Consider the following 11,555-nt stretch of genomic DNA (forward strand, 5'->3'; position numbering starts at 1 on the left):
AGACAAAGTGTCATTGCTACTTTTGAAGGGGGAAAAGATTCGATACAATGAGAAGATAGTGGATAAAATACCCACCGGAGGTTACATATGACTGGCGATATTACTGTGTTTTTGGCTTTTGCAGCAGGTTTCCTTTCGTTTATTTCCCCTTGCTGCCTGCCGCTTTATCCGTCCTTTTTGTCTTACATAACGGGGGTTACGGTAGATGAAGTGAAGAAAGGGAGAGCGGTTTTTCGCAAGCAAGCCTTCTTGCATACCTTTTTCTTCATTGTCGGGTTTTCGATCATTTTCGTTGCGCTCGGGCTGTCTACATCCTGGATCGGAAGCTTGTTCACCGACCAACAGGACTTAATTCGTCAACTAGGCGGTATTTTGCTTGCTGTCATTGGTTTGGTTATGCTTGGCGTGTTTAAAATGGATTGGATGATGCGTTCTTTTAAAATCGATTTAAAATCGAGACCATTGGGGTATACTGGGTCCATACTGGTGGGAATGACGTATGCAGCTGGATGGACACCTTGTGTGGGACCGATTCTTTCTGGCATCATCGTCATGGGCGTTTCCAATCCATCAAGCGCCTTGGCTTACACATTGGCGTATACACTCGGTTTCGCCATTCCATTTTTTGTCATGACGTTCTTCATCAGTAAGGTGAACGCGATTGTGAAGTATTCCGACCTGTTTATGAAAATCGGAGGAGCCATTATGATTTTGTTTGGTATTCTTCTGTATACAGATAAACTGACGGATATTACACGCGTGCTCATTCAAATGTACGGAGGCTTTACGGGATTCTAACTCAGTAGGGCAGAGGTGACAAAATGAAAAAGCTGTTGCTCGCGGTGCTCGTATTATTGGGGGTCGGACTTGCTGTTTGGGAAAAACCTCTAGAAACAGCCGCAATCGTAGCAGAGGTTCAAAAACCGGAAGTTGGCTTTGCGGCTCCTCATTTTACACTGACAGGATTGGATCAGCAGACGTACAAGGTAGAAGGAAAAAGGACGAAACCATTAGTCTTGAACTTTTGGGCTTCCTGGTGTGGACCATGCAAGCTGGAGGCGCCTGATTTACAAAAAGTCTATGAAAAATACGGCGGACAGGTTGATCTGTATGGCGTGAACGTCACGAGTAATGACAGTCCAGAAGCAGCCATGGCCTTTGTCACCAATTACAAGCTGACATTTCCGATTCCGATGGACGTAGATGGAACCGTGTCGAACCGTTACAAGGTGATGGCGTTCCCAACTACTTATTTGATTGACGCAGATGGGATCGTACGAAAGAAGATAATCGGCATGGTTGATGCCCCTACACTGGAGCTAGAACTGCGCCAGTTGTTAAGTCCAAAGCCATAGGGAAGACTCATAAGTCGCTTGGAGAGAACTCTCCGGCGGCTTTTTCTATGTGTTGACACGTATGACAAGGCCCATTTTGCAGGTGACTATCTTGATTTTGTATGCTTGCCTAAAGAGCGGGGGTGTTCTCCTTCATAGACTGGAGTGATCCAGGGCAAAGGGAGGAAAACGGATGGCCAAGGGCAAAAAGATAAAGAAGAAGAATGCGCGACAGCACCCCAATCAAGTACAGCTGAAAATCGTAACGTCCCATACATGTCAAGTATGCAAGCAGCAATGTGCACGAGGGTTGGCATATCTGGAACAGATGTCCCAGCCCGGCGCGATCGGCTTTGGTGTACCTTGCATTCTCACTAAGCAAAAGCCATAGTTAGTCCTTTTCCATGTGCGGAATATTGTGTTCACGAGAGATAGAGTCCCATCACGTGGGGTGAGAAGGGGATAAACAGCCTGCCTCCATTTTGGAGCTGCCTACGGGTGGCTCTTTTTTCATTTTTCATGAGGAGTTAGCGGTGGATAAATGTGACAAAAGTGGTTCGGTAGAGCTAACATGTCACAAAGTACATGTTGACAATGTGTAACTGGTGGAGATGACAGCCGTGTTGTTAGTATGGAGCAGCAAGGCAAACAACCACATTCTATAGTGTCGAGAGGAGCTAATTTCCATAAACACACGTAAACAAATCGCATTCGCAAGTTTGGCCCTTTTACTAACTGGCCCTTCCCTGTTTAACAACATGCCCGCCTTCATCGTAAAAGCAGAATCCGCTCAAAATGTTTCAAGTCCGTTGGTAAATAAAGGCCAACGAGATCAGGCTCTCAAGCAAGCAATGGAGGAGTCCTTGAAATTTGGATTTCCGGGCATACTCGCTGTAGCTTCTGAAAACGGGAAGAGTCGGGCTTATGCCGTTGGAGTGGCTGATAAAGTCACCAAGAAACAAATGGAAGCAGATTATCGCTTCCGTATTGGCAGCGTGACGAAGACGTTCACAGCAACGACTGTCCTTCATATAGTCGGAGAGGGCCGACTTAATCTCGATGACTCTATCGAAAAATGGCTTCCTGGTGTCATTCAAGGTAACGGATATGATGGGAAGCAGATTACGATTCGGCAGATTTTGAACCATACAAGTGGTCTTACTGATTACTTAAAGTCTCCAGACTTTGATATGATGGAAACCAAAAAATCGCATACGCCTGAAGAACTTGTGAAGATGGGGCTTTCTCTACCCCCAGAATTCAAGCCGGGAAAAGGCTGGTCTTATTCAAATACAGGATACGTGATACTGGGGATGCTTATTGAAAGGGTAACTGGCAACAGCTATGAGGAAGAGATCGAAAAGCGGATTATCGAACCACTCAAATTATCGAATACTTTCCTACCTGGTAATTCAACAGTGATCCCAGGGATAAACCACGCCCGGGGGCATGGCCAACAAAACGAAGCAGGTGAGCTAATAGACGTCACTTATTATAATCCAAGCATAGCTAGCTCAGCAGGAGATATGATTTCGACTGCTGACGACTTGAACAAGTTCTTCTCAGCTTTGCTCGGTGGTAAATTACTAAAGGAAGAGCAGTTCAAACAAATGCTTACCTCAGTCCCTACGGGAACGAAAGAACTCCCCAACGGATACGGTCTTGGGATCTATGAAACCAAGCTGAAGAATGGGGTTTCGTTCTGGGGACACTCAGGAAGAATTCCAGGATTCTCCACTTTTTCTGGAGGGACACTTGGGGGTAAGCATACGTTGGCTGCCAATATCAACTATATGGGTGAAGCAGACGATTCGGGTAGTTTTTATAACATTTTGCAAGCGGAATTTGGCAAATAGGCAAGCTATTTCATCTGCTGCCGAGCAAGCTAATGTCATTTTTATCAATGATGTTAGCTTGCTTTTTAAAGGCCCCCAGTGCCAGGCTTGTATGCTGGCAGGTTTAACGGCTGTGTATTATACTGAAGGGACTGATGAAAGCAAGGGAAAGGAGCAAAAGTGACATGCGTCCATTACAAATATCACCAGAGACGGCAGTCAAGCTGGCGGAAGCGCTTCAGGTACCCTTGGAGCGTCTGATGCACATGCCGCAGCATATCTTGTTGCAAAAAATGATGGAGCTGGCTAATCAAGAAAAGGAAGCAAACGAAGCAACGAATAACAACCAAGAATAGGCGAGCGATACAAAAGGAGGAGAAAAGATGGGGGCAAATGTAGCACATAAATTCCGTACGGGGCTCAAGCCACAAGCGTTTGTGGAAAGCATGACCAAAAATCAGGATACATACCAAAACTGGTCGGATGCATTTTCATGGGAGGATGAACAAGACCGTGCGTTTTTTGCTTCGCTCCAGCATCGTGATGACCTCAGATGCTTGATTTTGGCTGCGGAATGGTGTGGCGACGTCGTTCGCAACTTGCCAGTCGTCTTGCATGCCTTGAAAGAAACAGACATGCCAGTGGAAATTATGGTGATGGAAGAACACCTCGATCTCATGGATGAGTTTCTCACGATGGGCGGTCGGGCGATCCCTGTTGTTATTTTCGCGGACACGGGTGGACATGTTCTGGCCAAATGGGGACCACGACCGAAGCATGTCCAAGCTGTCATGACGGCGTTTAAACAGCAAAACCAGGATCGAAATGCACCAGATTATGAAGACAAGATCAAAGTGGCACGTACCGAAATGCTCGAGCAGTATGGAGAAGGCACTGGCTACCAGCAAGTGATTGTCAAAGAACTGAGAGAGCTGCTTTCCTCGACCTAATCTATCACATCAATAACAGGGCGGAGTCACGGCTCCGTCCATTTTCATGCAGAAGGGCTGAATAACATGTATTACTACGGGAATGAAACCATTATGTCCTTGGAGCAGGTGCTTCGGTTAAAAGCTTCGGAAGTTCGAATTCTGGAGTGGGTACGTACCTACGAATTTTTAGAAAATAGCTATGGGATAGATGAATCCGTTCCCTACTTCTTGGAGATAAAATGCGAAGAAGAGCATGTGAAGATTCGTAAAAACCGCATACTAGACTTCCCAGAATACTCCTGTGAGGGAGAAGCAACATTTCAAGAAGTGGACGAAGCACTGCGCGTCTTTCACGAGTGGGCACAGGAAATCTTGGAGAAAAAAGAGGGTCAATCCAAATAAATATATTGACGTCAAACAAAGTTCATGGTAAATTAATAAATGTCGCTTCTGGTTGAAAAGAGTAGACGCAGAAGATAGACAGCACATATTGTGGGGAGATAGTGAAGTGGCTAAACACGGCAGACTGTAAATCTGCTCCCTCCGGGTTCGGCGGTTCGAATCCGTCTCTCCCCACCATTGATTTTCTATCGATGATGTGCTACTTTATTCATAGTTTCACATGCCGGTGTGGCGGAATGGCAGACGCGCGCGACTCAAAATCGTGAGGGAAACCGTGGGGGTTCAAGTCCCTTCACCGGCACCATATCTAAAACAAATGCACACTAACCATGATGTATACAGTCACATGGAGAGTGTGTTTTTTAATTTACGGAAAAACAAAAAACAATTCAAACAGCGGCTATTCTAAGACTTGATTTTCAGGTCTTAGGTCGCCGCTGTTTCATTTTTCGGGAGCGAAAATAGCTAGCTTAAAAGTTCAATTCTGCAATAGTCTCGCCAAACAGGACCATGCCATTTTTTTGAAATCCGAGTGAAGCGTAAAGGTTTTCGGCAGCGACATTGGCTGGGGCATAACCAATGACAATTTTTTGACAATCGTCTTTTGCCTTCAGTATATCAATGACTTGCGAAATCGCAGCACGTCCGTAGCCTTGCCGTTGATACTTAGCATCAATTAAGAGTCTGTAAATCCAGTAGTTGCTATCGTCGGGGTCAAGTCCATACATGACAAAGCCAACCATCGTGTCATCATGGTAGATGGCCAGAGGGACAAATGTAGTTTGAAACTTTGCTTCAGCGATGGAGTAAAGGTTCGGGGCAACAAACTCACTCTGTTCGGGAGTAGGTTCCAGTTCAATACACTCTTCCCAGTTTTCCAGGGTTACTTCACGAAGTGTCACAGACATCTAATCACATTCATCCTTCCAAGGGTTTGTTTTTACCAGTATATTACATTTTATCCTACGTGAAAAGACAGCCAAAATCAACAGTGTGCACAAAATTTTTTCCATTCTATGAAGCGCTAAAAGAGAATGAATTCACCTAATTTTCAGAAATAACATTTTATGGAAAATTCATTTGACACTTTGGAAGAGTCATCGATATAGTTGGAATGGAAGTATTTGTAATCAATTAGATTTTTTGCCATACCTGAATTGTGATTACATCTGCACAATTCCGAAAGGGGGGAAATGCATTGCATCAGGATAAGAAGCAATGGAAGGACGGATATCCTTTAAGTCATCCACAAAAGCGTATCTGGTATACGGAAAAATTACATCCACAGCTTCCTGTCCATACGTTAGGGGGGATGGTGCGGGTTCAAGGGAAAGTGAAACTGGATGTACTGGAAGCGGCCATTCACCTGTTCATTCAAAAGAACGATGCTTTGCGACTCAACTATCAGGAAGAAGAGACAGTCCTTCAGTTTGTTGGAGAGTACGAACCGCAGCCATTGCAGGTGTTTGATTTCAGACAAGAACCGAATGCCCCTGATCGGTGCAGACAATTCTTGCAGGCTTTGTTTGCAAAGCCGTTTTCGATCGGACGGGAGCCTCTGTTCTACTTTTGTCTGATTCAACTGAGTGACGAAGAAGCGGGGTATTTTGTAAAGTTTCACCATTTGATTGCTGATGGTTGGTCCATCTCAATCATGACAGAACAAATTGCTCACTTTTATGACACGTTGTTGGCAGGCGGTACCGTACATGTAGGAGATGAACACGCTTATCAAGCTTTTGTCGACAGGGAGCATGCTTATTCTCTGTCTGAGAGATTTGAAAAGGACAAGCGATACTGGCGGGACAAGTTTCAGAGCTTGCCCGTGATCACGACTTTACAAAAGGCAACAGATACTACCGAAGGCAAGCGCAAAGTCTATGCATTCAACCGTGAAGATTCGACAAGAATACGCGAGTTTGCAAACCAGATGAAATGCTCGCTAAATTCCATGTTTGTGGCTCTCGTCAGTCTTTACCTTCAGCGTTGTACGAGGCAAGAAGAAATCGTGATCGGTACACCGCTGTTAAACCGTTCAGGAAAAGTGGAGCGCAAAATATTCGGGATGTTCACAAGCACCATGCCATTTCGTTTGGCAGTTCCGATGGAAATGGATGCTTTCGATTATGTCAAATATGTCAACAGGGAACTCACTTCCTGTTTTTTTCATCAGAAATATCCCTACGATTTGTTGGCTCAAGAGTTGGAATTGAAGAAACATGGCTATGACAGCCTGTTTCAGATTTGTGTAAATTATTACAGCACGCAGCTTCCCTTCACCCTTGGCGGGCACTCCGTGACGAATGAGGAGTTTTACAACGGTCACCAGTTGTATTCGCTCCAAGTAATTATCAGGGAATGGGCTACAGATGAACAATTGACGCTGGAATTGGATTATAAGATCGCAGAGTACACGGAAAATGATGTTGATCGCATAGTGGATCATCTCGTAAGGCTGCTCAATCAGATGATCTCGAATCCAGAAGTCCCGCTGTCCAATCTGAACTTCCTTGCTGACGAAGAGTTGGCACTACAGCTCAAAACATGGAACGATACAGCTGCTTCCTATCCCAGCGAGAAGACGGTTGTCCAGTTGTTTGAAGAGCAAGTAAAACGCTCGCCACAGGGAGTTGCATTGGAGTCAGATGGGCGCATGCTGACATTTCAGGAAGTGCAGGATCAAGTGAATCGACTCGCTCAGTCGTTGCGAAAGCGAGGCGTTGGCCCTGGTGTAATTGTTGCGCTGCTGGCTGATCACTCGCCAGAGATGATCATCGGGCTGTTGGCCGTGCTAAAAGCCGGCGGGGCTTACCTTCCGATTGACCCTCAACTCCCTTCTCAGCGCATCGAATACCTGCTGTCTGATTCTGGAGCGGACTTGTTGCTTCGTCACACTTCGCGAACAGAGGATATTTCGTGGTCCAAAGAAATCCTGGAGCTTGGTGATTCGACCCTGTATCTAAATGAGGGGGCAATCCTGGAATCGGTCAATCAGCCTGATGATTTGGCCTATGTCATTTATACATCAGGCTCTACCGGAAATCCGAAGGGGGTCATGGTCACTCATCGAGGGTTGGTCAACTATATTTCGTGGGCGAAAGACCGCTATCTCTCTGGTCCTGAAGAAGCGTTTGCTTTTTATTCCTCACTGGCATTTGATTTAACGGTTACGTCCATTTTTTGCCCGTTGGTAAAGGGAAATCGGATGGTTATTTATCCGCACACCGATTCAGAGTTTGTGTTATCGCGCATCTTTAGCGATGGACGCTCCCATGTTGTAAAGCTGACACCTGCCCATCTGTTTTTGCTGCAAGAAATCGCTCTGCCTTCTACTACTGTAAAGAGAGTGATAGTGGGCGGCGAGGACTTGAAGGTGAGTCTGGCAGAGGCGATTCATGCGAAATGGAACGGACAAATCGAAATTCTCAATGAGTATGGCCCTACCGAGACAGTAGTCGGTTGCATGATCTATCAATTCGATCCAGAGACCGATGTTGAGGGTTCTGTGCCGATTGGACAACCGATCAGTAACGTGCAGCTCTACATTTTGGATTCATATGGGAAACCAATCCCGATCGGATCGACAGGAGAGTTATTCATCTCGGGAGATAGTGTGGCACGGGGGTATCTTAACCGCGAGGAATTGACTCAAGAGCGTTTCCTACCCGATCCGTTTCAGCCAGGTAAAGTGATGTACAAGACAGGCGATCTGGTTCGCTATCGATCAAATGGAGTCATGGAGTATCTGGGGCGGGCTGACTATCAGGTGAAAATTCATGGTTACCGCATTGAATTGGGTGAAATTGAACAGCAGCTACTTGGTCATTCTTCTGTGCGTGAGGCAGTGGTGATCGATCGAATGGATACGTGGGGGCGTAAGTATCTTTGTGCTTATTTGATCACGGAAACAGCTTTCCGGGAAAAAGAGCTCCGTGAAGAACTGGCAAGTCGATTGCCCGCATACATGATCCCTTCGCAAATCGTGCAGCTTGAACAATTTCCGCTGACCTCAAATGGCAAGGTAGATCGAAAGCAGCTTCCCGAACCTGTCATTGAGCGAAAAGGTGCGGAGGATGATACCAGTACTCGTGACGAGTTTGACAAGCTATTGGTTGAAGTGTATGAGGACGTGCTTGGTCGTTCACCATTTGGTCTACATGACCCGTTTTCCCAACTAGGGGGGGATTCGATCAAGGCGATTCAGGTTTCCTATCGATTGCATCAGCGTGGAATCAAGATTCCGGTAAGAGACATCTTGATTTATGACACGATTGCAGAACTAAAAACGAGAAGTGACTGGAGCTGGGGTGTGGAACAGATATCACAAGAGCCGTGTACTGGTGAGTTGCCGTCATCTCCAATCGTTTCTTGGTTTCTGTCACAACAGTTCCGCAATGCTGATCATTGGAACCAGTCGCTGCTCCTTGAAAGCAGGGAAAAAGTAACGCTGGAGGAGTTTGAAGCGAGTCTGTCTGCACTGGTTAACCATCACGATTGTTTGCGACTCAATTACTCTGCAAAAGACGGGAAGCTCTTTTACAATGAGCGCCACCTTACCAGCCGAGTGTCAGTGTCTTACGTCGACCTTTCTTCCTTACCGCAAGAAGAACAGGAGTTTAGAATGCTTGAGGCGATGAGAGCTTGCGCTGTTAGCTTCAAGCTGGAAGAATCATTGCTGTTTACCGGTTGTCTCTTTGAATTAGGTTTCGATCGACCTCAGCGATTGTTTCTGACGGCCCATCATCTTCTTGTGGACGGTGTCTCTTGGAGGATTCTCCTGGAAGATTTGATGAGCGCCTTGGCCAGTCTGAAACGGAATGAGCCGATTGTCTTGCCGGATAAAACACATTCGATGCAAGCGTGGGTCAAGGAAGTCTCCGCCTTTTACCAGTCGGATCAGGCAATCAAAGAAAAAGCATATTGGGACATGTTTTCCATCCCGGAAGACAAACTTCCAACAGATTACGATTTTGGCGAAGACTTGGTAGAATACAGCGCTACATCTACACGCACACTTTCAGCCGAGATAACGTCGAAACTGTTGACAACGGCCAACCGAATGTTCAACACGGGTCCCCAAGACCTATTGGTTGCAGCACTTACCCGGACATTGTGTGATGTGTTCGAGAGGGAGCGTCTCTTGCTGGTAATGGAGTCTCATGGGCGTGAGTCTGCTATTCATACGATGAACGTAACCAGAACAGTAGGATGGTTTACCAGCATGTATCCTGTTCTGTTCGAAACGAATCCATCCAATCGGACTGATCACCTAAAAGCAGTAAAGGAGAAATTGCGTCAGATTCCGATGGGGGGGCTTGGGTTTGGCTGGTTTAAGCCTCATCTGCTCGCGGCAGAGGAAAAGTCCCATGTTCGATTCAATTATCTGGGAACCGTTGATAATCAACTAAGTGATGATCTGGTTCTAATGGGCGGAAACTTGGCGGTTGATTCTGGAGTGGGTAATCATTTGACAGCACTGCTTGACGTGGCTGCTCTCATTCGTCAAGGAGAACTTCAGGTATCTGTTACGTACAGCTTGCGCAAGTATCGCGAGGAAACCATCGAGAAATTGCTTGCGTTGTTTTTCCATGAATTGGAGCAGCTCATTGACCATTGCTGCCGTCAGGAGATCCCTGAATTTACTCCATCGGATTTTGAAGATGTGGAGTTGACACAAAAAGAACTGGATTTGCTGTTTGGTTAACAAGCGAATCATATGCTTGACCGAGTGTTCTGAGAAAGTAAATATGACGAGTGTTTAAGAATGACGGGAGGGATTACATTGAGTGTTAAGGTGTTAATGGGAAAAAAAGGATTTGAGGAATTCGCCACAATTGTCGGCTTTACAGAAGCAGAGAAGGAAGTACGCAGTGCGTTACTGGAGCAGTCTTATATGCCATTTAAGGTGACTCGCTATTATGCCGAGTTGATTGCGAGTCAATCAGAGCCTTATCGTACCCAGATGATCAATATCGTGCTTCCGCCACCGGGAGAGAAACCTTATAAAGGCCGCTTTGATCCGTATGGTAACAAGTCATACCGTCAGGATGAAACAGCTTTTCTGCAACACAAGTACAAAAAGACATTGTTGCTTCACATCGACGACTTTTGTATTGCTAACTGCCAGTTCTGCTATAAAGTGAACGAAATCCGTCACGAGGATATTGGATACACCAATATCATGGAAAAAGCAGAAAGGGCAGTGCAGTATTTGGAAGCTCATCCGTATATCGATAATGTTCTCTTTACTGGCGGAGATCCGGCTTCCTTCCGTAAAAGCTCTGACTTAATCAAGCTGATTAGCGCTCTATTGAGTGTGAAGAGTATTCGACTCGTTCGCTTTGCCACCAAGGCTCTGGCCTATGATCCCGCTCGTTTTCTCGACGGAGAGCTGCTAGCGTTCTTTGACCAAGTAAGACAGACGCCCGGCAAGCAGGTAAGTGTGATTTCTCAGTTCAACCATCCCGGGGAAATAAGCGACGTTTCGATCCAAGCAACGCAAGCGCTGCTATCCGTCGGTGTACAGATTCGCGGACAGCCTGCGATCATTCGCGGGGTGAACGATTCTGTCGAGACCTTGATCGACTTGCAGCGCAAGTTTCTCGATAATCGAATCATTTCGTATTATTTGACGGTGTTTATGCCAGTCAGAGGAGTAGAGCAGTATGCCATTCCACTGGACGAGGCGTTCCGGAATGTGGCCGAATCCAAACGCAATTTGGGTGGCCTAGAGAAAAAAGGGGTACTCCTTACTTCACACGATTTTGGAAAATTAGAGATTTGCGGTTTTTATCCGACAGCTGAGCGCCCTGAAAAAATTGTTTTGAAATGGCATCAAGCGGTTGGACCAGACTATCTTCCAGAGCGGCTGAAGGAATTAATCCCAACCCGTTCAGAAGACCTGATGATTTTGGACTACAAGCAGGGAGAGATGTATTGTCTCGACCATGTGTTCAAACACAATGGATTGCCGTACGTGGATGCAGATGGGGAGATCGTGGAAAACCTGCCGAGTGAAGCTGTTCGGTAAGGGAGTCAGGAGAGAAAATTGT

General features: G+C 46.1%; 10 protein-coding genes and 2 tRNA genes. 11 read left to right on the plus strand and 1 reads right to left on the minus strand.

The window, feature by feature from the left end; translation table 11 throughout:
- Positions 1–87: 87 nt before the first annotated feature.
- From PMI05_RS23390 to PMI05_RS23425, 9 genes are all read left to right on the plus strand, one after another.
- Positions 88–798, plus strand: coding sequence for a cytochrome c biogenesis CcdA family protein (locus tag PMI05_RS23390; protein WP_007727213.1), 711 nt, complete (start codon positions 88–90; stop codon positions 796–798).
- Between the two features lie 23 nt (positions 799–821).
- Positions 822–1,355, plus strand: a complete 534-nt coding sequence (locus tag PMI05_RS23395) for a TlpA disulfide reductase family protein (RefSeq protein WP_007727215.1) — start codon at positions 822–824, stop codon at positions 1,353–1,355.
- A 172-nt stretch (positions 1,356–1,527) separates the two neighbouring features.
- The gene (locus PMI05_RS23400; protein ID WP_007727217.1) at positions 1,528–1,725 is read left to right on the plus strand and encodes a hypothetical protein; all 198 of its coding nucleotides are present in this window, start codon (positions 1,528–1,530) and stop codon (positions 1,723–1,725) included.
- Positions 1,726–2,020: 295 nt separating this feature from the next.
- On the plus strand, positions 2,021–3,190 hold the full coding sequence (locus PMI05_RS23405) for a serine hydrolase (protein ID WP_039961260.1): 1,170 nt from the start codon (positions 2,021–2,023) through the stop codon (positions 3,188–3,190).
- 164 nt (positions 3,191–3,354) lie between these two features.
- Positions 3,355–3,525 carry a YycC family protein gene (locus PMI05_RS30270; RefSeq protein ID WP_007727224.1) on the plus strand — a complete coding sequence of 57 codons (171 nt, stop codon included), beginning with the start codon at positions 3,355–3,357 and terminating at the stop codon, positions 3,523–3,525.
- Positions 3,526–3,552: 27 nt separating this feature from the next.
- Positions 3,553–4,119 carry a thioredoxin family protein gene (locus PMI05_RS23410; RefSeq protein ID WP_007727226.1) on the plus strand — a complete coding sequence of 189 codons (567 nt, stop codon included), beginning with the start codon at positions 3,553–3,555 and terminating at the stop codon, positions 4,117–4,119.
- Between the two features lie 66 nt (positions 4,120–4,185).
- Positions 4,186–4,503, plus strand: coding sequence for a hypothetical protein (locus PMI05_RS23415; RefSeq protein WP_007727228.1), 318 nt, complete (start codon positions 4,186–4,188; stop codon positions 4,501–4,503).
- Positions 4,504–4,595: 92 nt separating this feature from the next.
- Positions 4,596–4,680 (plus strand) — tRNA-Tyr (locus PMI05_RS23420).
- A 45-nt stretch (positions 4,681–4,725) separates the two neighbouring features.
- A tRNA-Leu gene (locus PMI05_RS23425) sits at positions 4,726–4,807 on the plus strand.
- Positions 4,808–4,973: 166 nt separating this feature from the next.
- On the opposite strand, the gene edeQ is transcribed toward PMI05_RS23425, so the two are convergent.
- Positions 4,974–5,411: an edeine self-resistance N-acetyltransferase EdeQ gene (gene edeQ, locus PMI05_RS23430; protein ID WP_007727230.1), complete on the minus strand. Its 438-nt coding sequence runs from the start codon at positions 5,409–5,411 to the stop codon at positions 4,974–4,976.
- A 290-nt stretch (positions 5,412–5,701) separates the two neighbouring features.
- Between edeQ and edeP the strand changes: the two genes are divergently transcribed.
- Both edeP and PMI05_RS23440 read left to right on the plus strand, forming a co-directional pair.
- Positions 5,702–10,207 carry an edeine non-ribosomal peptide synthetase EdeP gene (gene edeP, locus PMI05_RS23435; protein WP_007727233.1) on the plus strand — a complete coding sequence of 1,502 codons (4,506 nt, stop codon included), beginning with the start codon at positions 5,702–5,704 and terminating at the stop codon, positions 10,205–10,207.
- Positions 10,208–10,285: 78 nt separating this feature from the next.
- On the plus strand, positions 10,286–11,533 hold the full coding sequence (locus tag PMI05_RS23440; RefSeq protein ID WP_007727235.1) for a lysine 2,3-aminomutase: 1,248 nt from the start codon (positions 10,286–10,288) through the stop codon (positions 11,531–11,533).
- Positions 11,534–11,555: the final 22 nt, after the last annotated feature.

It is taken from the genome of Brevibacillus sp. BC25 (assembly GCF_000282075.1).
Taxonomy (GTDB): Bacteria; Bacillota; Bacilli; order Brevibacillales; family Brevibacillaceae; genus Brevibacillus.

What these genes read in the sequence shown, in the direction of transcription:
- PMI05_RS23390 (WP_007727213.1), top strand. Translation starts at nt 88, where the DNA reads ATGACTGGCGATATTACTGTGTTTTTGGCTTTTGCAGCAGGTTTCCTT.
- PMI05_RS23395 (WP_007727215.1), top strand. Translation starts at nt 822, where the DNA reads ATGAAAAAGCTGTTGCTCGCGGTGCTCGTATTATTGGGGGTCGGACTT.
- PMI05_RS23400 (WP_007727217.1), top strand. Translation starts at nt 1,528, where the DNA reads ATGGCCAAGGGCAAAAAGATAAAGAAGAAGAATGCGCGACAGCACCCC.
- PMI05_RS30270 (WP_007727224.1), top strand. Translation starts at nt 3,355, where the DNA reads ATGCGTCCATTACAAATATCACCAGAGACGGCAGTCAAGCTGGCGGAA.
- PMI05_RS23410 (WP_007727226.1), top strand. Translation starts at nt 3,553, where the DNA reads ATGGGGGCAAATGTAGCACATAAATTCCGTACGGGGCTCAAGCCACAA.
- PMI05_RS23415 (WP_007727228.1), top strand. Translation starts at nt 4,186, where the DNA reads ATGTATTACTACGGGAATGAAACCATTATGTCCTTGGAGCAGGTGCTT.
- edeQ (WP_007727230.1), bottom strand. Translation starts at nt 5,411, where the DNA reads ATGTCTGTGACACTTCGTGAAGTAACCCTGGAAAACTGGGAAGAGTGT.